Below are 20,610 nucleotides of genomic sequence, written 5' to 3' on the forward strand. Positions count from 1 at the left end.
GCGGAGCCGGCGCCCGCCCACCGGACGGGCGCCGGCTCCGGTCAGCCGGCCTTGACCTTGAGGCCCTTCGCCTTCAGGTCGGCCTCGGTCTTGACCTGCGCCGCCTCGACGGCGTCGACGAAGGTGCCCTGCCCGGCGATCGCCTTCTGGAAGCCGTCGCCGAGGTGCTGGTAGGTCGCCGCGGTGGTGGGGATCCACGTCCAGTCCTGGTCGATGGCCTTGTCAGCCTCGGCGAACACGTCGTTGATCTTCTGCCCACCGAAGAAGTCGTACGGCTTGTCCAGCGCCGAGCCGGACAGCGCGTCCTTCGCGGCGGGCCAGCCGTAGCCGCCCTGGATCAGCAGGTCGACGCTCTCCGGGTCGGTGTTCAGCCAGACGGCGAAGTCCTTCGCCTCCTTGGGGTACTTCGCTCCCTTGAGGACGGCGGTGGTGGAACCGCCCCAGTTGGCGGAGACGAACGATCCGGTGTCCCACTGCGGAATGGGCGCGACCCGCCACTTTCCGGCGGTCTGCGGCGCGTTGCCGGCGAGGATCGCGTCACCCCACTGGGCGCTCACCCAGCCGACGATGGCGCCCTCCTGCAGGTCCTTGTACCACCCGTTCTGGAAGTCGGGATCGGTCTTGACGAGCTTGTCCCGAACCAGGCCGTCCCAGTACTCGGCGACCTTGCGGGTCTCCGGGCTGTTGATGTTGACGATCCAGGTGTCGCCTTCGACGCCGAACCACTTGGCACCGGCCTGCCAGGCCAGGCCGGCGAACCAGCCGGCGTTGCCCGGTGGGAACGTCGAGATGTAGGCCTTGGGATCCTTGGCGCGGATGGTCTGCGCCGCCTGTCGGAACTCGTCCCACGTCTTCGGTGGCTCGATTCCCCAGCGGCTGAACAGGTCCTGGCGGTAGAAGAAGGCCATGGGGCCGGAGGCCTGCGGAATGGCGTACACCCCGTCGCCGAAGGCGACCTGCCGCCACTGCCACTCGACGAACTTGCCGGCATCGTCCTTGGCGCCGTACTTCGCCAGGTCGACCAGTCCACCCTCGAGGAGGAAGCCGGGGAGCTCCTGGTACTCGATCTGGGCCAGGTCGGGCGCGCCGGTACCGGCCTCCAGCGCGGAGTACATCTTCGCGTAGCCGCCCGAGTTGCCCGCCGGAATCTTCTCCAGCTTGACCTGGACCTCCGGGTTCTCGGAGTTCCACAGGTCGACGGCCTTGTCCACGCCGGGCACCCAGGACCAGAAGGTCAGGGTGATCTTCTCACCCGGCTTACGAGCTGATTCTCCAGTGGACGCCGGGTCCGAGCCCGAGCTGCAGCCGGCGATGACCACGGCGAGCACCAGCCCGAACAACAACGCGGTTCGGCCCCGCCAGCGACCGCGCGTACGTCTCATCCTGTCTCCTCACTCGCGGTCCACCCCCCGGTGGCGGGTGGACGTGGTGGGCTTGGCACGCCGCTGAGCCGTCCGGCTCAGCGTTGCCGGGCGCCCCTGCCTGCCCGGCAGGAGCCTCAGGCGCCCCTGCCTGCCTGGCAGGAGGCTCATGTATCGCTATGTCTCTGTCAAGATGTAGTCATAAAAAATGCTTTCATCTACAGTGAACGCCGGGTCGGTCGACGGGGGAAGGGGGAGGGTGAGTGTGCACGTGAGGTATCCCGGTGCGCGGTTCGCCGGACGGGTGGCGGTGGTGACCGGTGCCGCCTCCGGGATCGGGGCCGCCACCGCCCGCCGGCTCGCCGCGGAGGGCGCCACGGTGGTGCTGACCGACGTCGACCCCGGGGTCGAGCGGGTGGCCGACGACATCCGGTCCGGCGGCGGTCGGGCGGAGGCCCTGCTGGCCGACGCGGCTGACGAGCGGCGCTGGGCCGAGGTCGTCGCCCACGCCGAACGGACCGGCCCGGTGGACGTGCTGGTGAGCAACGCGTTCACGGTGGAGGTGGCACCGGCCGGCGAGCTCACCCCGGCCTCGTGGGACCGGCAGATCGCGGTCAACCTCTCCGCGACGTACCTCGGCTTCCGGGCCTGCCTGCCCGGTCTCAGGCGGTCGGCGGCGCCCGGCGGTGGCGCGGTCGTCGTGGTGTCCTCGGTGCACGCGATGTTCGGAGTTCCCGGCCACCCGGCCTACGCCGCCGCCAAGGGCGGGCTCGCCGCGCTGACCCGGCAGCTTGCCGTCGAGTACGGTCCGGCGGTACGCGTGAACAGTGTGCTGCCCGGGCCGGTGATGAGTCGGGCGTGGGACCGCGTCTCCGAGGCCGACCGGTCGCGCAGCGCGGCGGCAACGGTGGTCGGGCGGTTCGGTGAACCTGCCGAGGTGGCGGCCGGCATCGCGTTCCTCGCCTCCGGCGAGGCGTCCTTCATCACCGGCGCCAGTCTTGTCATCGACGGCGGATGGAGCGTGGTGAAGGACTCGGCATGAACGGGGCGGGAATGATCGGGAGAAGGGCGCCCGGCGCGTACCGTGGCCGCGGCCTGCACGGCGAGGTGGTGGAGCGGCTCGGCCGGCGCATCCTTACCGGAGATCTTGCCGAGGGCGAGACGCTCGACGTGCCGGGCATCGAGGTCGAGCTGGACGTCAGCCGCACGGTACTGCGCGAGGCGCTTCGTGTGCTCAAGGCCAAGGGGCTCGTCGACGCCCGACCCAAGCGCGGCACGTTCGTCCAGCCCCGCAGCGAGTGGCGGCTGCTCGACCCGGACGTGGTGCGCTGGCGGTTCGAGGGCCTGCCCGACAGCCAGTTCCTCGACGACTTCGCGGAGGTGCGCGGCATCCTCGAACCGGCGAGCGCCCGGCTGGCGGCGTTGCGCCGTACCGACTCCGACATCGCCGCGCTGGAGCGGGCGCTGGAGCTGATGGCGGCCGCGGCGGGCGGCGACGGCGACGCGGTCGAGGCCGACCTCGCGTTTCACCGCGCCCTCCTCGTCGCCACCCACAACGAGCTGCTGGTCAGCATGGACGTGGTGCTGGAGACCGGGTTGGCCGCCCGGGACCGGATGGTGCATGGTGCCGTCCAGGACGACGACCCCACCCCCGCCCATGCCGCGGTGTTGAGCGCCATCCGCGCCCGTGACGCGGAGGGTGCGGCCGCCGCCGTCACCGCGCTGCTCGCCAAGAGCCTGCTCGACATCGAGAGGGCCCGGGCCTCCGGTCCCTCGGCACCGCCTCGGGAGCCGCAGTGAAGATCACCACCGTCGAGACCTTCCTCGTGCCGCCGCGCTGGTTGTTCTGCCGGATCGGCACCGACGAGGGGATCGTCGGGTGGGGCGAGCCGATCGTCGAGGGCAGGGCGGCCACGGTCCGGACCGCCGTCACCGAGCTGGCCAAACTGCTCGTCGGCACCGACCCGCTGCGCATCGAGGACCACTGGCAGGTACTCAGCAAGGGTGGCTTCTACCGCGGCGGTCCGGTCCTCTCCAGCGCCGTCGCCGGGCTGGACCAGGCGCTGTGGGACATCGCCGGCAAGGTCCGGGGCGCGCCGGTACACGAGCTGCTGGGCGGCCCGGTGCGGGACTGGACCCGGGTCTACTCGTGGGTCGGTGGCGACGAGCCGGCCGAGCTGGAGGACGCCGTCCGGGCGCAGGTCGAGGCGGGATTCACCGCGGTGAAGATGAACGCCTCGGGCCGGCTCGGCCCTATCGCCACCCCGGCCGAGATCGAGGCGGTCGTCCGGCGCGTCGCCGCGGTCCGGGACGTGCTGGGCGACTCCCGGGACGTCGCGATCGACTTCCACGGTCGGGTCAGCCTGGCCAACGCCCGTCGGCTGCTGCCGCTGCTGGAGCCGTACCGCCCGCTCTTCGTCGAGGAGCCGCTGCTGCCCGAGGAGCGGCACCAGCTGCGGCACGTGGTGGCCGCCTCCCCGGTGCCGCTCGCCACCGGCGAGCGGATGTACTCCCGGTGGGACTTCCGGGAGGTGCTCGACACCGGGCTCGCCGTCGTGCAGCCGGACATCAGCCACGCCGGCGGCATCTCCGAGGTGCGCCGGATCGCGGCCATGGCCGAGGTGTACGGGGTCAGCGTGGCTCCGCACTGTCCGCTGGGGCCGATCGCCCTCGCCGCGAGCCTGCAGATCGCCTTCGCCACCCCCAACTTCCTGATCCAGGAGCAGAGCCTGGGCATCCACTACAACGCCGGCAACGAGCTGCTCGACTATCTGGTCGACCCGTCGGTCTTCCGGTTCGTCGACGGCCGGGTGGCCCGCCCGCGCCGGCCCGGCCTCGGGATCGAGGTCGACGAGAGGGCGGTGCGCAGAGCCGACGAACTCGGCCACGCCTGGCACTCACCGGTGTGGCGGCACGACGACGGCAGCTTCGCCGAGTGGTGATACGACGACGGCGGCCTCGCCCAGCGGCGAGCGAACCGATCCGATGAGGAGGTACCGGTGCACCTGACCCGGTCGATGGGGAGTACCACCGGGCTCCGGCTGGTGGCGGGCGCGCTCTCGCTCACCGTGGCGGCACTCCCGCCGGTGGCGCCGACACCGACCGAGGCGTCGACCGCAGACGCCGCCGTCCACACGATCAGCGTCGACGGTACGGACACCGGTCGGACGTTCGACGGCGTGGGTGGGGTCAGTGCCGGTGGCTCCTCCCGGCTGCTGCTCGACTACCCGGCGCCGGAACGGGAGCAGATCCTCGACTACCTCTTCCGACCGAACTATGGTGCCGCCCTCGACATCCTCAAGGTCGAGATCGGCGCCGACGTCGACGCCACGGTGGGGGCCGAACCCAGCCACCTTCGGACCCCCGACGAGGTTGACTGCCACCGCGGCTACGAGTGGTGGCTGATGGCCGAGGCACGGGAACGCAACCCCGCCATCAGGTTCTACGGTCTGCCGTGGGGAGCACCGGGCTGGTTCGACGGTGGCTACTGGTCCACAGACCGGGTCGACTACCTCCTGACATGGCTGGAATGCGCCCGACAGAACGGCTTCGACATCGACTACCTCGGCGCGGCGAACGAGAGCGGCTTCAACCGCGACGTGTCCGTCGAGCTCCGTCGGGCACTGGACGCGGCTGGCTTCGCGGACGTACGGATCGTGGCGACGGACAACCACAGCCCGCCGGACTACTGGTTCGCGGCACCGCAGATCGCCGCCGACCCCGAACTCGACGCCGCGATCGACATCCTCGGCGAGCACGACGTGTGCGAGTGGCGGACGCTGCAGCGGACGTGCCACGTGAGCGAGGCGGCGCTGGCCACGGGCAAGCCACTGTGGGACAGCGAGAACAGTACGCAGGACTACGACGTGGGCGCGCAGCCGCTGGCCCGGGCCATGAACCGGCACTACATCGACGCGCGGATCACCGGGAACCTCAACTGGGCGCTGATCTCGGCCTGGTACGACAACTTCCCGATCGGCGGCACCGGCCTGATCCTGGCGGAGCGGCCGTGGTCGGGCTCCTACGAGGTGGGGCCGAGCGTCTGGGTCGACGCGCACACCACCCAGTTCACCGATCCGGGTTGGCGATACCTGGACGGGGCGAGCGGGTACAGCGGCGCGGGTGCGAGCCACGTCGTTCTGAGGGCGCCGGCCAGCGGCGACTACACCGTCGTGATCGAGACTCTTGACTCCGTCGGGCCGGAGACGATGCGGTTCGAGGTGTCGGGCGGGCTCTCCACCGGCCCGGTGTCGGTCTGGACCACCGACCTGACGACGGCGAGCACCGACGACGACTTCATCCGGCAGGGCAGCATCACACCGGTCGACGGAGTCTATGAGCTCACCGTCGAGCCCGGTCGTCTCTACACGATCTCGACGACCACCGGCCAGGCCAAGGGGTCGGCCGCGTCGGATGCCGACCCGGGCACCCAGCTCGCGCTTCCGTACCGCGAGGACTTCGAGCGTACCCGATTCGGCCTCGCGCGCTACGTGGCCGACGTACACGGCGCGTTCGAGGCGGTGCCGTGCGCCGGCGACCGGGACGGCACCTGTTACGAACAGCAGGTCACCCGGCCGCCACTCGCCTGGCACGACACGAACCTGCCGCCGACGACCATGGTCGGTGATCCACGGTGGTGGGGCGATTACGAGGTCAGCGTCGACGCCCTCCTCGACCAGCCCGGGCACGTCGAGCTGCTCGGCCGGGTGGACAGCCAGCAGCACAACGCCGCCGGCTACCACCTGCGGGTCGCCGACACCGGCACCTGGTCGCTGTTCACCGAGGACGTCCGGAGCCGCACCCGAACGCTGGCCAGCGGCGCGGTACCCACGCTCGGGACCGGCACCTGGCACCGGCTCGGCCTCCGGTTCAGGGGCGAGCGGATCACGGCGCTGCTGGACGGGACCGTCCTGACCACCGTGGCGGACGCCGACCACACCACCGGGCAGGTGGGACTGCGGGTGGGCGGCTGGCAGCGCGCCCAGTTCGACAACCTGCGGGTGGTGCCGACCGGGCCGTGGCCGGTCTTCATCCCGCACTCGACGATGACCGCGACGGCGACCAGCGAACACACGGCGAACGACTTCGGGCACTACTATCCCGCCCGGCACGCGATCGACGACCACCTGTGGTCGAGCTGGCGATCGCAGGTGGCGCCGGTCGCGCCGCTGCCGCAGGCGCTCACCCTCGACCTCGGGAAGGTCACCACCGTCGCCGGCCTCGCTTACACCCCGGCGGTCACCGCGACGGCCGGCGGGATCACCGGATACACCGTGTCCACGAGCCGGGACGGGCGGGAGTTCACGGAGGCGGTGCGTGGGCACTGGGCGGACACCCCGGCCACGAAGACGGCACCGCTGCCGGTTCCGGTCCGTGCGAGGTACGTGCGCCTGGAGGCGACCGAGGTCAGCGGCTGCCCGGCGGCCGCGATGGCGGCCGAGGTCGCCGTGTCGCGGACGCGGCTGCCCTCTCTCGGCGAGGGCGAGCCGCCGGCCAACCCCGTACCGCGTTTCCCGCATCTCGTGCCGCCGTCGACGATGACCGCGACGGCGACCAGCCAGCAGGCGGGATACGACGCGGGGAAGGCGATCGACGGGGACTGTGCGACGATGTGGCACCAGTCGTGGAGCCCGTACACGCCTCCGCCGCAGTCGATCACGCTCGACCTCGGCGCGACCTACGACACCCTCGCGTTGCTGTACCAGCCGCGGCAGGACGGCAACGCCAACGGCATCGTCACCGACTACACGATCGCGGTGAGCACCGACGGCTCCACCTTCACCACCGTCGCCGAGGCGACCTGGGCGGGTGACGACACCACGAAGGTCGCCGAGTGGGACGCGACGCGGGCACGGTACGTCAGACTGACTGCACGCGCCGGGGTCAACGGTCACGTGTCAGCCGCGGAGATCGCCATCGCGCACGCCGGTTGACGCGTTCCCACCGCCACCGACGCCGATCGGGCCCGCAACGGGCGACATGAGAAGGGTGATGCGGAAAGGACGAGGGAAGGGCGCCACAAGGAGGAAGAAAATCACTCCCCGCCAATCCCAACCTATACCAGAACCCGGGGCTTGCGGCAAGGCCACGGTCGTGCCGGAGAATCGTCGGCCGAGGCCACGGCCTGCGGAAACGCGGGCACGATCGGCATGTGTCGTCGTCGATGGAGGGGGCGCGGTGACTCGGGGTGGGATCGGCGGTGTGGGTGCGGGCGATCGGGCCGTCGATGCGCCCGCCGGCGCAGTCGGACGCGCGGCTTGTCGCGCAGGGTGTGGCGGAACCGGGCGGTCGGCATCCGTGGTGGGACGTGACCTGGCCGGTAGTCGAGTGATCCCCCGGACGGTGCGACCGGCGCCACGCGGCGGCTGAGGTGGAGGACCCCTACCGTCCTCGCCACGACGTGTCCGGATGGCCGGCATCGGCCTGCCCCGCGATGACGGACGCCCGGTGTTGTTCCGGTGGGAGCTGACCTCCCGAAGGCGTTCCGATGTTCCGGCGTCGGCCAGCCGACGCCTCGGAGGGATAGGCGATGCGACTCCTCAGTGAGAGAGGCGATGCGATGCGAATGCGCCCGACCAGCGGTGCGACTCGGCGTGGGAGGTCGGTGCCGCAACCGACCGGTGCGGTGCGGAGCACCGCCGCCCCGGAGGCGTCGCAGTGACCGAGCCGTACGTGCGGAGCCTTCACGAGATCGACAGGACCCAGGTCGCGCTCGTCGGCGGTAAGGGCGCGAATCTGGGGGAGCTGTGTCGGGTCGAGGGGATTCGCGTCCCGGTCGGCTTCTGCGTGACGACGCACGCCTACCGGCGAATCATGGCGGAGGCGCCGTCGATCGACGATCGGCTCACCGAGCTGTCGCGCCTGACCACGGATGACCGCGAGGCGGTCCGCACGATCAGCGCGGAGATCCGCCGGACCATCGAGGGAGTCACCGTCCCCGACGACCTCGCGGCGGCGATCACCCACGCCCTCGCCCAGCTCGGCGAGCACGTCGCCTACGCGGTCCGATCCAGCGCGACGGCGGAGGACACGCCGACGGCCTCGTTCGCCGGCCAGCAGGACACGTACCTGAACGTCGTGGGGCCGGCATCGATCCTCGACCACGTCCGCCGATGTTGGGGCTCGCTGTTCACCGAGCGGGCCGTTACCTACCGCCAGCGCAGCGGCATCGACCACCGTACGGTGCAGCTGGCCGTGGTCGTGCAGCAGATGGTCTTTCCAGAGGCGGCCGGCGTACTCTTCACGGCCGACCCGGTCACGTCCCACCGCAGGACCGCCGTGGTGGAGGCCAGCTTCGGCCTCGGCGAGGCCCTGGTCTCCGGTCTGGTGAACCCGGACGTGTTCACGGTACGCGACGGCGCGGTCATCGCCAGGACCGTCGTCGCCAAGCAACGTGCCGTGCACGCCCTGCCCGACGGCGGAACGCGGGACGTCGTGATCGCCCCGGAACGGCAGGAGCGGCCCGCGCTGACGGATGCGCAGGTCGTGCGGCTCGTGCAGCTGGGCCGGCGGATCGAGGCGCACTTCGACCATCCCCAGGACATCGAATGGTGCCTGGTCGACGGTGATTTCCAGATTGTTCAGAGCCGACCGATCACCACGCTGTTTCCGATCCCGGAAGCCGACGACCAGGAGAAGCACGTCTACGTCTCCGTCGGTCATCAGCAGATGATGACCGACGCCATGAAGCCCCTGGGGCTCTCCCTCTGGCAGCTGACGACCCCCGCGCCGATGCGCGAGGCCGGTGGGCGGCTGTTCGTCGACGTCACCGCGATGTTGGCCTCGCCCACGCGCCGCGCGAAACTCCTGGATACCCTGGGACGATCCGATCCGCTGATCGGCGACGCGTTGCGGACCGTCCTCGAACGCGACGACGGTGTCCCGTCGCTCCCCGACGACGGTCCCGGCACGCCGGCGGGCGAGGCTCCGGCCCCGATCGAGACGGATCCGGCCATCGTCGCCGAGTTGGTCGCGCGCAGCCAGGCTTCCCTCGCCGCCCTGGAAGCCACCACCCGGACCATGTCCGGACCGGCGCTCCTCGACACCATCCGCGCGGACATCGCGGAGCTGAGGCGCATCCTGTTCGATCCGCTGAGTCACCAGGCGGTCATGGCGGGGATAGAGGCCACCTGGTGGCTCAACGATCACCTGCGGGCGTGGCTGGGCGAGAAGAACCCGGCCGACACCCTCACGCAGTCCGCCCCCCACAACGTCACGTCCGAGATGGGGTTGGCGCTGCTGGACGTCGCCGACGCGATCCGTCCGTATCCCGAGGTGGTGGCCTTCCTGGAGCAGGTCGAGGACGATGGCTTCCTCGACGATCTGCCCAGGCTCCGGGGCGGGCGGGAAGCCCGCGACGCCATCCGGGCCTGGCTCGACCGGTACGGCATGCGCGGCGTCGGTGAGATCGACATCACGCGACCGCGGTGGAGCGAACGCCCCCGCATGCTCGTACCGACGCTCCTCACCACCATCAGGAGCTTCGAGCCCGGCGCCGGTCAGCGGCTGTTCGCGCAGCGTCGGCAGGAGGCGTGGACGAAGGAACAGGAGCTCCTGACGCGCGTGCGGGCCCTACCGGACGGCGAGCGGAAGGCCGACGAGACGAAGCGGATGATCGATCGACTGCGGACCTTCATCGGCTACCGCGAGTATCCGAAGTACCACATGGTCAGCCGGTACTTCGTCTACAAGCGGGCCCTGCTGGGGGAGGCCGAGCGCCTGGTGCAGGCGGCCGTGCTCCGCGACAGGGAGGACATCTTCTATCTCAGGTTCGATGAGCTCCACGACGTCGTGCGTACCCACCACGTCGACAACCAGCTCATCCAACGACGCAAGGACGAGTTCAGGTCGTACCAGGCGCTCACGCCGCCCCGGGTGCTCACCTCCGAGGGCGAGGTCATCGTCGGGGCGTACCGACGTGACGGCGTGCCGGCCGGTGCGCTGATCGGCCTCCCGGTCTCCGCCGGGACCGTCGAGGGGCGGGCCCGGGTCCTCCTGGACATGGCCCAGGCCGATCTCGAACCCGGTGACATCCTCGTGACGGCGTATACGGACCCCAGCTGGACGCCCGTCTTCGTCACCGCCTCAGGCCTGGTGACGGAGGCCGGAGGGATGATGACCCACGGGGCGGTGATCGCACGGGAGTACGGCCTGCCGGCCGTCGTCGGCGTGGTGAACGCTACGCGACTGATCTCCGATGGACAGCGGATCCGCGTACACGGCACCGACGGGTACGTCGAGATCCTGTCCGACTGACGGTTCGGCGGAGGGGACGCACGACCACGGTCGCGTCGCGCCCGGCTCCGTGCGGCACGAGAGCCGCTCGTCGTGGCGGCCGGTTCGGTGACGCCGATCCAGCCGCCGGGAGGGTTTCCTCCATCGTCAGGGTGACCTGAGATATCTGTTACGGTCGATGACGTGGCGATCCCCCAACCGTCACCGCCCGAGGCGTCCGCGACGGGGAGGAACCGCAACGATGGGTGCACTGTTCGACGCCCTGCATGAGCGGGTCGAGGTCAACGCGCGGCACGCGGTCGAGACGTACCGCCACGAGGTCAGCGAGTACCAGGCGATGGCGCCCGGCACCGACGAGCAGATCGGGGTGTACGACTTCGCCGTCCTCATCCGGCGCCGATCGCTCGATCTCGCCCTGGCCGGACGGCCGCTGACCGAGAAGGACCTGGCCGACATCGCCGCGGTCGGCCGCCAGCGGGCCGAGGTGGGACTGTCGGTCTCCTCCCAGCAGCAGGTGATCGGCCTGCACACCGCCCTGATGGTGCGCGAGGTGCACGATCTGGCCCGTCCCGAGGACGTCACCGACCTGCTGCGGATCGTCGGCTGGCTCGGTACCCAGGGTGTCCGCGCCCGCAGTGCCTACCTGCGGGGTTACACCTGCGGCGTGGGTGCCGCGCGGGTGTTGCCGACGCGGCTGGAGATTCTGGCCCGCGCCCTGCTCGCCGACGAGCCGGTGGCGCCGTTCGTCGCCGACCTGCGCCGTACCGGGCGGTACCGCATCGTCGTGTTGACCACGGCACGACCGGTGACTCCGGAGACGCGGTCCGAGGTGGTCGCCGCGCTCGCCGTGGACCGGATCCCGGTGTCCTGGCTCGCCGCCGACGAGGTCGCCGTGCTCGCGCCCGCCGATGTGGCGGAGGTGGAGATCCTGCGGTGGGTACGGCGTGCGACGGCCCTGATCGGACAGCCCTGCGGCGTCGGCTCGGCGGAGGGACCGGTGGGCGGGTTGGCCAGGACGCTGACGTGGGCCCGCGAGGCGAGCCGGGTGGCACCGCCGCAGGATCCTCCGGAGCGGTTACCGGCGATCGCGGACCTGTTCGTGGAGATGGCGGTGGCGCGTACACCGGCGGTCGACGGGTGGTTGCGCAGCTACGCGCGGGCGCTGGCCACCGGTCCCGACCTGGTGGCGACGCTGCGGGCCTACTACGCCAACGACATGAACCGCACGAGCACCGCCGCCGCGCTGCACATCCACCCGCGCACGCTGGACTACCGGCTGCGCCGCGTGCGCGAGGTCACCGGTATCGATCCCGGCTCGACCGTGGGTGTCCGGCTGCTGAGTACGGCCGTCGCGCGGACGCTCGCCGCGGACCGCTACGCAGACTGACAAACGGCCCGGCAGACTTGCGTCCTCGTCACGAAGACGCGCCTCGTCCGGCCCCGCCACACTGCCCGCCATGGGGAGAAAGCTCGTCCGTGGCATCGCGGCGGTCGCCGTCGCGTCCGCGATGCTGCTGCCCGGGGCGGCACAGCCGGCGCGGGCCGACACCGACGGCGGCATCAGCGATCCGATCGTGGACGCGGCCCTGATCGCCTGGAACGTCTACCGGTCGGGCGGCGCGACGCCGGAGCAGATCGTCGAGTTCGTCCGGATCGTGACCGGGGCGCTCACCGGCCTCGAGAACGAGGTCATCGCGCACGTGGACGGCATCGAGGCCGCCGAGGTGCTGGGGCAGGCCGCGGCCGTCAGGATCGACATGCTCGACTACCACGCCATCCGGGACAACGAGATCCTCCTGGAGACCTTCGCCCTGGACGTCGGTCACTATGCCCAGAACGCGGCCAGCAAGTACGAGGTGGTCGGGAGAAAGGCCAAGGACCAGATCGGCCTCGCCGCGCAGGTGCTCTACCCGATCACGCTGACCGCGCGTACCGACGCCGGCTGGACCGGCGGCCTCAGCGAGATCGAGGCCAGGTACCGCGATCTCAACCGGGCGATCGTGGCCGACCTGGAGCCGACCTGCCGGAGCTTCAGCGACCCCGAACCCATTCCGGGCCAGATCTTCATCCGCTACGAGTGCGAGGCGGCCAACGGAGAGAAGGCCTACGGCATCGACCACATGGTCGGCAACACCTGGCACAGCGGCCCGGTCAACCTGGAAGAGCTCAAGCTCGAAGCCGCCAGAAACTCCAGCTGGGCGGCGGCCAGACGCATCCTCGCCGGACAGGGACAGTAGGAGAGAGACGTGAGACACCGACTGCGTACCTGCCTGCTCGCCGCCGGACTCGCCGTCGTGGTCACGGTGGTCCCCACCGCCGCCCAGGCCGCGCCGCGCACCGGCCAGGCGTCGGCGATGGCGTTCGACTGGACCGGCCTCGTGGTCGCGGTCGCCGGGCACCTGCTGGGCGGCGGCAGTTCCGAGGACCCCTCGCTGCGGGAGGCCGTCCAGCAGGTCGTCGCCGCCGTCGAGGCCGCGAAGGCCGACATCATCGCCCACACCGAACTGATCGCCAGCGCCGAGGTGCAGGCCTGCGCCCGCCAGCACACCATCGATGTCGCCGACATCGAGAACATGTCGAACACGGTGCGGCAGCTCTGGGCGCGGGACGCGACCGGTTGCGCCACACTGGCGACCGCGTACGTCACCACCGTGCAGACGCCACAGGCGGTCGACAACATCGGCCACGTCCTGCCCGCGCTGTTCGCCATCGTGGTCGCCGCCCGCGGCCGCGCCGGCCTGACCAACGGCATCAACCTGGTCATCCAGGACCAGATCCGCAGCTACGAGGCGGTCGTCGCCAAACTCACCCCGACGTGTGTGAAGAGGGGCGCCAAGGAACCGGGCTTTCCCCGGGAGAAGTGGTGGGAGTGCGTCGCCTACAACGGGGACCGGGGTGAGTCCGCGTGGGTCGTCGCCCCGGCCGAACCCTCCCGTGCCCAGGCCGAGCACATCGCCACCCGCAACACCAGCCGTCCCGCCGCCGTGTCCGCCCTACCCCGACTCCGCTCGTTGGGGGTCTGACCCGTCCGTCCCGGTCGTACGGTCTCGGTCGACGCCGTGCGGCCGGGACGGCCATCCGTGATGCCTCCCTATCATGGCCGGGTGGTCTCGCGCGGCTTCCGGTTGGGCGTTGACTTCGGCACGTCGAACACCGTGGCGGCGCTCCGCTGGCCGGACGGACGGGTCCGACCCCTGCTCTTCGACGGTTCGCCGCTACTGCCCTCGGCCGTGTTCGTCGAGCCCGACGGCCGCATCTCGGTCGGGCAGCCGGCCGTGCACGCGGCCCGGTCACATCCGGAGCGTTTCGAGCCGCACCCGAAGCGGTGTATCGACGACGCTGCCGTCCTGTTCGGTCCCGCATCCGCCGGAGGTGTGCCGTCGGCCGTGCCGGTGCCGGAGCTGATCGCCGCGGTGCTCGGCCGGGTGGCGGAGGAGGCGGCGCGGACGGCGGGCGCCCCGATTCCATCCGCCGTGGTGACCTATCCGGCCGCCTGGGGAACGGCCCGCCGGAACATCCTGCTCGCCGCGGGCAGTGCCGTCTTTCCCGAGGTGTCGCTGGTGCCCGAGCCGGTCGCCGCCGCGAGCCACTTCGTGGCGGTACGGGGTGGTGCCGTGCCGGTCGGCGCGTCCCTGATGGTGTACGACCTCGGCGCCGGCACCCTCGACGTCTCGGTGGTACGCCGTACGGTCGGGGGTTTCGAGGTGCTCGCCACCGGTGGGCTCGCCGACGTCGGAGGACTGGACATCGACGCCGCGATGGTGGCGTACCTCGGGACGATCTACGCCGGTCGGGATGCGGCGGCCTGGGCCCGGTTGAGCCAGCCCGCGGATCCGGAAGCCCAGCGGCTGAGCCGGATTCTCTGGGACGACGTACGGGCCGGCAAGGAGATCCTGTCCCGGTCTACCAGCGTGCTGGTGCACGTGCCGATCGTCAACGACGACGTGCCGTTCGGACGCGAGCTGCTGGAGGAGCTGGCCGAGCCCATCCTCGCCCGGACCGTCGAGGTCGCCTCCGCCGTCCTGCGCGACGCCGGTGTGCGGGCCGTCGACCTGGTCGGGCTGTACCTGGTCGGCGGAGCGAGCCGAATCCCCCTGGTGACCACCCTGTTGCACCGCGGCCTGGGGATCCCGCCGGTCACGGTGGAGCAGCCGCAACTCGTGGTGGCCGAGGGCAGCCTGCACGTTGGTGAGCCCGACCGGGGTAGGCCGGGGCCGGCACCGGTGCCCCAGAGTCCCAAGCCGTCACCGTCCCCGGCTTCCGCACCGGCGCCGGCGTCCGGACAGACGGGGCAGACCGGCTCCGCCCGACCCGACATCCGTGTCTGGCGCCGGCGGCTCGCGATCTCCGGTGGGCTGGTTCTGGCTGTCGGCGCGGCGGTCGTGGCGCTGCCGCTCCTGCGCGACCCGCCCGACGGCCGCTCGGCGGGCGACGAGGGCGACGGCACTGGGACGGTGGCGCGCTCCATCGACACCTGCCTGATCGGCACCTGGCAGGAGACCCACAGTGTGCTCGAGGGTCGGGGTGAGGGACCGGCTGTCCGGCGGACGGGGCCCGGCGTCGTATACCGGTTCTGGCCAACCGGCAGGGTGATGCTCGACTACGGCGACAGCACGACCTGGACCGGCGAGGAGTCGGGTCGGGGGTACGAGGTCGTCGTCAGTGGCTGGATCGAGGGCACCGCGACGACGGAGAACGGCACACTCACCCTTCGGGATGTCCGTGCCAGCGGCCGTCTGATCGGCCGAGTCGATGGCGAGGTGGTCAACGACGCGTCCCTTCCGGAGACGGACGGGTCGCTGGACTACCGGTGTTCCGGTGACTCGTTGGCGATCTGGAACTCCGCGCAGATGGTGACGGCGAAGCGGGTGAGCGACGACCCCGACACCGACGCGTGAGCGGGCTGCTCCGGTATCCGGGACACCGGGCACCGTTCTGTGCGTCGTCCTGTGTGTCGCTCCTCATGAGCGGGACCAGACGGCGGGCCCGGTGACACCGGATCGCGCGGACGCGGGGACCGAGGCGTCCCCGCGTCCGCAGCTGCGGTACGCGGGTCAGGAGGCGAACCGCTGGGCGAACCGGCTCTGCAGGGTGGTGCTGCCGGCGAGGCTGGGGCAGGCCCACTCCGGCTGCACGCCCCAGCTGTAGGCGATGTCGAAGACCGGATTGGGCACCAGGGCATCCCACCGGGCGAAGATCTGGTCCATCTCGGCGGCGGTGGGGAGCCGCCACTTGCGGTTTGTCGTCGGCACGCTCGCGCAGGTCTGACCGAACACCTGGTAGACCGGCACGATCGCGGAGCGGGGGATACCGTTGGCGAGCGTCTGCTGGACCGCCTGGTCGATCAGCCCGTACTCGCAGGCCTCACCGATCCGGCACGGGTAGGGGTCGAGCCCGATCAGGTCCACCCCGGAGCGGGCCGGTGCGAGGGCGGCCGGCGCCGCCTCACCGTCCCCGCCTCCCGACACGACGAACGACTTCTGCGCTCCGCCCGTCCGGGTACGGATGTAGGCGGCCCGCTTGCTGATCAGCGAGAGCAGCGTCGGGCACCGGGCCAGGTCCGGCTCGTCCCAGAGGTACCAGCCGAAGACCTTGGGGTTGTCGGCGAGGCTGTCGACCAGGGCGTTGAACTCGGCGTCGGTGTACTCGGAGGTGCACTGGCTGTAGTCCCCGCCCACCCAGATGAGAGCGCGGTGACCGGCCGGCAGCGCGTTGACCTCCTCCGGGTACGGGCCCAGGTCCCACAGGTTGAAGCCGACGTCCCGCGGCGCCGGGTCGAACCCGATGTTGTTCGTGTAGTGCAGTGAGGTCGTGGCCTCCGGCACGGCGTCGGCGGCGACCGCCGGTCTGGCGCCCCCGGTCGGCGCCGCTGCCAGGACGAGTACGGCTGCCAGAGCCGTGACCAGGATCCGAGGCATCTTTCCTCCCCTCCGGTCCACACCGGTCACCGGTGCGGACACGATGATCCCTGTGCCTGGAAGGGTGGGCGGCGGGCCGTACATTTCTCGCACATGGCCAGCGTCGGGAACGCCGCCTCCCCGGCGCGACCGGTACCGTCCGGGGTCGCGATCCGGGCCGCTCGCTGGGCGACCCGTCGGGGGACGTACCCCAGGCCGCCTCGGCTCATCGCAGTCGGTAGGCACTGATGGTGGTCTGCCCGGCGGTGGTGCCGGCCGTGTCGGTCGCGGTCGCGCGTAGTGAGACGTGGTTGCTGGCCGGGTGGTGTCGCACGGCGGTGCCGCGGAGGACGCGGCGCGCTGCCGGGTGATGCCGCCGGCGGAAGACGCCTCCCCGGTCGGGGACGCTACGGTCACCGCCGGCGTGCCAGGGCTGCGGTGCACGGAGACCGGTGGCGGGAACGTCCGACCGCCGGGCGCGGCAGCCATCGCGCTCGGCCGCCGCCATTCCGCATCGGCGCTGGACAACTCGGGAGTACGCCGCGCGGCCAGCCGCCGGGAGGTCAGGGAGATCAGGACGGTGGGTCAACGCCCCGTCGTCACCGGCGTGTCACATCGCGCGGATATGCCGGGAAACCGTGTCCGAGGGGGGACTTGAACCCCGCGAAACCGGGCCGCTGACCTGGGCCGATCCTACGAGCGCAGGTCAGCGTGTGTCCAGTCGTGGCCCGTTGTGGCCGCTTGTGGCTCTCTGTTCCCGCCCGTGTTCCCGCCGGGAACACCGATGATCTTAGGCCAAGCGAAGGGGCCGGCGCGGCGCGCCGACCCCCAGCTGTACGGCTACAGTCAGCCGCCGCAGGGCGTACCGTCTGCCACGGGGCCGACGACGCCTTCCAGCGCCCGCTTCGCATCCTCGCCCAGGTCGTTCCAGGAGACCCGCGAGCCGTCGCCGTGGATCACGTCGACGAGGTGCGCGGGGACCTCGGTCCAGCACCATACGCCGCCCATGACGACGTACATTCCGCGCTCGTCCGGGGCGATCCGCGTGACCGTGCCGCCGAGCCGTGTTTCGTCGACGACCAGCACCGGGCCGTCCCACGACAGCACAGCCAGCCCTGCGTCGACACGCGCCTTCGCCGTCTCGGCGGGCATGCCGTCGGCGCGTAGCCGCTCATACTCCGTCCAGTGCATCCGCTCCTGCTCGCCCAGGATGTCCTGGGCAACGGCCTGGGTGCACTCCCACACTGCCCAGCCGGTCACCCGGCTGACGAGGGTGCCGGCGAACGCCGCCGCGTACCGGGTGCCGCCGTCGTGGTCGTACGCGAACCAATCGCCGGAGAACACTCCGGCGTCGCCCGGCCGCAGGTCGGCGGGCAGGTCGGCGATGTCGCCCGGCGGCCGCGGGGGCGCCGGGACGTTGAGAGTCGATTCCACGTGAACTCCTTCGGTCAGTCGAACAGGGTCGGGTCGGGTTGCTCGGCCAGCTCCGGGACCGCCTCGCCGGTGCGCTCCTGCCACCACTGCGCGAACATCCGCCGGTGGCACCAGCCGTCCGGGGCGGGCGCCGACAGGTCGCAGAAGCAGAGCAGGACCAGGCGATCGGTGTGGGCCGCGACGGCGATCGCTTTGAGCTGCCGCCGGATCGCGTCGACGCCGGCGGCCTCCAGCCGCTCCCGGTAGATGGCCCGGTACGGCTCCTCGGCGAGCTTGAGCATCGCGTAGCTCGGCATCAAGAGTCGCGCCTCGCCGGCCAGCTCGTAGTTGAGCTGGAAGCGCGGGGCGCCGACGGTCGTGCGGACCGGGGCGCCCTGGCTGGGCCGGAACCGCTGGTAGCGGCTCGTGAACAGCTGCATTCACCCTCCTTGGGTGTCGTAGAGCTTGGCGATGGTGGACAGCAGGTCTTCGAGGTGGTCGGCCAGCGCATCCATCGCCGCCGCGACGACCCGGGGCGGGGCGGTGATGGTCAGCAGCTCCAGCTGCACCACCTCGTCGGATCCGCTGTCGGGCGGCGCCGGCAGGGGCAGATGCGCCTGCGCGGTCACCACCGCGGTGTACAGGCCGTGGCCGATGCGGATCATCGCGCTCATGCCGTCACCGCCGTCCCGGCCGCCTCGCGGCGCCGCCGGCCGCACTTTGGACCGATCCGCTCCGCGCGGGACTTCGGTGTCCGCAGTGGACGCCCGCAGTCCTCGCACCCGATCGGCTCCTGGTCGGCCGCCACCTCATCGGGCATCAGTCACCTCCTCCACTGAGCCGGCGGGCGATCCGCCGGCACCATCCGCGGTCGACACCGAGCCGTTCCGCCACCTCGTCCGGCCGGTAGCCGTCGAGCAGGTAGCGGGTGGCCAGCTTCGCCACGCCGTCATGCACCGGAGCCGGGTCGCGGACCGGGCCGGTCGGCGCCGGCCGCTCCCGGCTGGGCGGCGCCTCGCCGCCCGACTCGCGCCGGGAGGCGCGGGCCCGGGCCAGAGCCCGCGCCCGCACCTCCTCGCTGTCCGGGTTGCTCACCGGGCACGCCGCCGCCGGTAGTCGACGTGCAGGGCGCGCAGCCGAGCCCGGCGGGCCTCGGCGACCCACCGCGCGACCGCGACGGCCCGCCGCCAGGCGGTCCGCCGCCGCCGGGCCAGCTCCCGCTCGTACTCCGACAGGTCGCCAGCCTCGGCCAGCATCTCGTCGCAGTCGGCGCAGCAGCCCGGCCGCGCCTCGAACGCCCGGTCGGCGTCGGTCTCCTCCAGGTCGACGGTCATGCCGCCGCCACCCGGGCTGCGGCCCGCTCGCGGGCCTCGACGGCTCCGGCCGGGGCGGCCAGCGGCACGACGGGCGGGGCCTCGACGATCGGCGGCTCGGCGCCGAGCCACTGCTTGCCGGCGCGAAGCAGGACGTCGCCGATGCGGCGGCGCAGTGTCGCCATGCCGCTCACGTACTGCTGGTGTGCGTAGAGAACCGGGGCGTGGTGCGGGTCAGCGGCCGTCTTCGCCGTCGCCGGGGCGATGAGGTGCCGGTAGGTGTCGTTGACCTCCCGGTCGATGACGCTGTACGCGAACTCGATGCCGCGCAGCTCGGTGCCCTTCTCGATTGCGTCGACTACGGCGAGCGCCAGCGCCCGCACGTCGTGGTCGGACAAATCCAGGCCGATTTCCTCGGCCGTCGCGGCGACCGCGATGGTCGCCACGTCCCGAGTGCTGAGGAAGGTCGGCAGCTGCGTCCGCAGCCACCGGACCTGCTCTTCGCGGATGACGTCCTCGCTACTCATCCCACGCCCCCTCTCGCGCGTAGTAGTCCGCAGCATGTCATTGCGGCCGTACACCTTGCGGGCACTGTTGCCCCCTCCCCGGTCGTTCCGTCTCCTACATCGGCAGCAACGCTGCCTGTACTTCCGCGACGAGCGCTGGTCCGGCGTAGTCGTCGAACACCGCCCGAGAAGCGACCCGGTAGGTCGCCGGCCCGAGCGGGACCGCGTTCGACAGCCGCGCCTGCCAGTACAGCTCGGCCTGTGCCCGCCGCTTCGCCTCCATCAGTGCCGTCGGCGTGCGCGGGATCGGCCACGTCTAGATGAGCGTGACGACACCGCGCGCCCAGATGGCCGCCAGGAGACGCAGGTTGTACATAAACATTGTATGCATATCTGCGTCTCTATGCAAATGCGACCGTACACACCGAGGTCACGACGAAACCTGTCCGGGCCGGCAGGTACGGCTGTGCGCGACGTACGTCCGCCCAGACGTACCACTGCTCAAGCGTCATGACCCGCGCCGTCCAGCCGTCTGGCTCGCGCCGAAGTCGCACGTCTCCCGTCGGGTGCGGGTCGGCGTCGATGACCAGGCAGCTGTGCGGTCCAGTCCGAACCACCGCGATATCGCCCCCGCACCGCCAGCAGGGTTGTCGCTGCGGCCACTCGAACACTCCGGCGGGTCACAGATTCAGCGCCCGGCGCTGCCGCTCGCTGAGCTGCGCGCGGGCCTGGTCGACGAGCGGCCCGCCGTCGCACGCCAGGCACAGCACCACCGGATCCGCCTCGCGTCGGCGTACCCGCACCTTCGCCCGCCGGCACACGCCGCAGGGCGGCAGGTCGATCGGGCCCAACACCGGCATCAGACCGTCCGCTTCAGACGGCTGGC

The 20,610-nt window shown here is 71.4% G+C and carries 20 protein-coding genes; 9 read left to right on the forward strand and 11 right to left on the reverse strand.

What is annotated here, in order from left to right; translation table 11 throughout:
* Positions 1-41 precede the first annotated feature (41 nt).
* Positions 42-1,382 carry an ABC transporter substrate-binding protein gene (locus EF879_RS23240; RefSeq protein WP_123562115.1) on the reverse strand — a complete coding sequence of 447 codons (1,341 nt, stop codon included), beginning with the start codon at positions 1,380-1,382 and terminating at the stop codon, positions 42-44.
* Between the two features lie 238 nt (positions 1,383-1,620).
* Between EF879_RS23240 and EF879_RS23245 the strand changes: the two genes are divergently transcribed.
* The 9 genes from EF879_RS23245 (at position 1,621) to EF879_RS23285 (ending at position 15,493) form a co-directional block, all read left to right on the forward strand.
* Complete coding sequence (locus EF879_RS23245; RefSeq protein ID WP_233604691.1) at positions 1,621-2,403, forward strand: SDR family NAD(P)-dependent oxidoreductase; 783 nt, start codon at positions 1,621-1,623, stop codon at positions 2,401-2,403.
* The gene (locus tag EF879_RS23250; RefSeq protein WP_233604692.1) at positions 2,400-3,161 is read left to right on the forward strand and encodes a FadR/GntR family transcriptional regulator; all 762 of its coding nucleotides are present in this window, start codon (positions 2,400-2,402) and stop codon (positions 3,159-3,161) included. Before EF879_RS23245 ends, EF879_RS23250 begins: the two co-directional genes overlap by 4 nt.
* Positions 3,158-4,303 (forward strand): galactonate dehydratase, encoded by a 1,146-nt coding sequence (dgoD, locus tag EF879_RS23255; protein ID WP_123562119.1) that lies wholly within the window; start codon positions 3,158-3,160, stop codon positions 4,301-4,303. The genes EF879_RS23250 and dgoD overlap by 4 nt, the downstream gene beginning before the upstream one ends.
* A 57-nt stretch (positions 4,304-4,360) precedes the next feature.
* Positions 4,361-7,294: a discoidin domain-containing protein gene (locus EF879_RS23260; RefSeq protein ID WP_123562121.1), complete on the forward strand. Its 2,934-nt coding sequence runs from the start codon at positions 4,361-4,363 to the stop codon at positions 7,292-7,294.
* 724 nt (positions 7,295-8,018) lie between these two features.
* On the forward strand, positions 8,019-10,616 hold the full coding sequence (gene rph / locus EF879_RS23265; protein ID WP_123562123.1) for a rifamycin-inactivating phosphotransferase: 2,598 nt from the start codon (positions 8,019-8,021) through the stop codon (positions 10,614-10,616).
* Positions 10,617-10,836: 220 nt separating this feature from the next.
* On the forward strand, positions 10,837-11,982 hold the full coding sequence (locus EF879_RS23270; RefSeq protein ID WP_158624260.1) for a CdaR family transcriptional regulator: 1,146 nt from the start codon (positions 10,837-10,839) through the stop codon (positions 11,980-11,982).
* 70 nt (positions 11,983-12,052) lie between these two features.
* Positions 12,053-12,832 (forward strand): hypothetical protein, encoded by a 780-nt coding sequence (locus EF879_RS23275; RefSeq protein ID WP_123562127.1) that lies wholly within the window; start codon positions 12,053-12,055, stop codon positions 12,830-12,832.
* A gap of 9 nt (positions 12,833-12,841) precedes the next feature.
* Positions 12,842-13,618: a hypothetical protein gene (locus EF879_RS23280; protein WP_123562129.1), complete on the forward strand. Its 777-nt coding sequence runs from the start codon at positions 12,842-12,844 to the stop codon at positions 13,616-13,618.
* 81 nt (positions 13,619-13,699) lie between these two features.
* Positions 13,700-15,493, forward strand: coding sequence for an Hsp70 family protein (locus tag EF879_RS23285; RefSeq protein ID WP_158624262.1), 1,794 nt, complete (start codon positions 13,700-13,702; stop codon positions 15,491-15,493).
* A 156-nt stretch (positions 15,494-15,649) separates the two neighbouring features.
* Here EF879_RS23285 and EF879_RS23290 read toward each other — a convergent pair whose 3' ends face one another.
* The 10 genes from EF879_RS23290 to EF879_RS23330 all read right to left on the reverse strand — a co-directional run bounded on the left by EF879_RS23290 (position 15,650) and on the right by EF879_RS23330 (position 20,584).
* Entirely contained in the window at positions 15,650-16,513 is an 864-nt protein-coding gene (locus EF879_RS23290) for a hypothetical protein (RefSeq protein WP_123562133.1), read from the reverse strand.
* Between the two features lie 825 nt (positions 16,514-17,338).
* The gene (locus tag EF879_RS23300; RefSeq protein WP_123562137.1) at positions 17,339-17,926 is read right to left on the reverse strand and encodes a hypothetical protein; all 588 of its coding nucleotides are present in this window, start codon (positions 17,924-17,926) and stop codon (positions 17,339-17,341) included.
* Between the two features lie 14 nt (positions 17,927-17,940).
* Positions 17,941-18,345 (reverse strand): hypothetical protein, encoded by a 405-nt coding sequence (locus EF879_RS23305; protein ID WP_123562139.1) that lies wholly within the window; start codon positions 18,343-18,345, stop codon positions 17,941-17,943.
* A complete protein-coding gene (locus EF879_RS23310; protein ID WP_148086524.1) occupies positions 18,346-18,579 on the reverse strand; it encodes a hypothetical protein in 234 nt (77 codons plus the stop codon). It abuts the gene before it with no gap.
* The gene (locus tag EF879_RS27360) at positions 18,576-18,725 is read right to left on the reverse strand and encodes a DUF6011 domain-containing protein (RefSeq protein ID WP_158624264.1); all 150 of its coding nucleotides are present in this window, start codon (positions 18,723-18,725) and stop codon (positions 18,576-18,578) included. Before EF879_RS27360 ends, EF879_RS23310 begins: the two co-directional genes overlap by 4 nt.
* On the reverse strand, positions 18,725-19,000 hold the full coding sequence (locus EF879_RS23315; protein WP_123562143.1) for a hypothetical protein: 276 nt from the start codon (positions 18,998-19,000) through the stop codon (positions 18,725-18,727). Before EF879_RS23315 ends, EF879_RS27360 begins: the two co-directional genes overlap by 1 nt.
* A complete protein-coding gene (locus tag EF879_RS23320; protein ID WP_123562145.1) occupies positions 18,997-19,239 on the reverse strand; it encodes a hypothetical protein in 243 nt (80 codons plus the stop codon). The genes EF879_RS23315 and EF879_RS23320 overlap by 4 nt, the downstream gene beginning before the upstream one ends.
* Positions 19,236-19,745 carry a hypothetical protein gene (locus tag EF879_RS23325; protein WP_123562147.1) on the reverse strand — a complete coding sequence of 170 codons (510 nt, stop codon included), beginning with the start codon at positions 19,743-19,745 and terminating at the stop codon, positions 19,236-19,238. Before EF879_RS23325 ends, EF879_RS23320 begins: the two co-directional genes overlap by 4 nt.
* A 94-nt stretch (positions 19,746-19,839) precedes the next feature.
* Positions 19,840-20,007 carry a hypothetical protein gene (locus EF879_RS27365; protein ID WP_158624266.1) on the reverse strand — a complete coding sequence of 56 codons (168 nt, stop codon included), beginning with the start codon at positions 20,005-20,007 and terminating at the stop codon, positions 19,840-19,842.
* A gap of 397 nt (positions 20,008-20,404) precedes the next feature.
* The gene (locus EF879_RS23330) at positions 20,405-20,584 is read right to left on the reverse strand and encodes a hypothetical protein (RefSeq protein WP_123562149.1); all 180 of its coding nucleotides are present in this window, start codon (positions 20,582-20,584) and stop codon (positions 20,405-20,407) included.
* Between the last annotated feature and the right edge of the window lie 26 nt (positions 20,585-20,610).

The organism is Micromonospora sp. HM5-17, from assembly GCF_003762835.1.
Classification (GTDB): domain Bacteria; phylum Actinomycetota; class Actinomycetes; order Mycobacteriales; family Micromonosporaceae; genus Plantactinospora.

Bases quoted from the DNA above. Each gene is read 5' to 3' on its own strand.
- EF879_RS23325 (WP_123562147.1), bottom strand. From the start codon at position 19,745: ATGAGTAGCGAGGACGTCATCCGCGAAGAGCAGGTCCGGTGGCTGCGG.
- EF879_RS23330 (WP_123562149.1), bottom strand. From the start codon at position 20,584: ATGCCGGTGTTGGGCCCGATCGACCTGCCGCCCTGCGGCGTGTGCCGG.
- EF879_RS23310 (WP_148086524.1), bottom strand. From the start codon at position 18,579: ATGAGCGCGATGATCCGCATCGGCCACGGCCTGTACACCGCGGTGGTG.
- EF879_RS27360 (WP_158624264.1), bottom strand. From the start codon at position 18,725: ATGCCCGATGAGGTGGCGGCCGACCAGGAGCCGATCGGGTGCGAGGAC.
- EF879_RS23320 (WP_123562145.1), bottom strand. From the start codon at position 19,239: ATGACCGTCGACCTGGAGGAGACCGACGCCGACCGGGCGTTCGAGGCG.
- EF879_RS27365 (WP_158624266.1), bottom strand. From the start codon at position 20,007: ATGGAGGCGAAGCGGCGGGCACAGGCCGAGCTGTACTGGCAGGCGCGG.
- EF879_RS23305 (WP_123562139.1), bottom strand. From the start codon at position 18,345: ATGCAGCTGTTCACGAGCCGCTACCAGCGGTTCCGGCCCAGCCAGGGC.
- EF879_RS23275 (WP_123562127.1), top strand. From the start codon at position 12,053: ATGGGGAGAAAGCTCGTCCGTGGCATCGCGGCGGTCGCCGTCGCGTCC.
- EF879_RS23250 (WP_233604692.1), top strand. From the start codon at position 2,400: ATGAACGGGGCGGGAATGATCGGGAGAAGGGCGCCCGGCGCGTACCGT.
- EF879_RS23290 (WP_123562133.1), bottom strand. From the start codon at position 16,513: ATGCCTCGGATCCTGGTCACGGCTCTGGCAGCCGTACTCGTCCTGGCA.
- EF879_RS23270 (WP_158624260.1), top strand. From the start codon at position 10,837: ATGGGTGCACTGTTCGACGCCCTGCATGAGCGGGTCGAGGTCAACGCG.
- EF879_RS23240 (WP_123562115.1), bottom strand. From the start codon at position 1,382: ATGAGACGTACGCGCGGTCGCTGGCGGGGCCGAACCGCGTTGTTGTTC.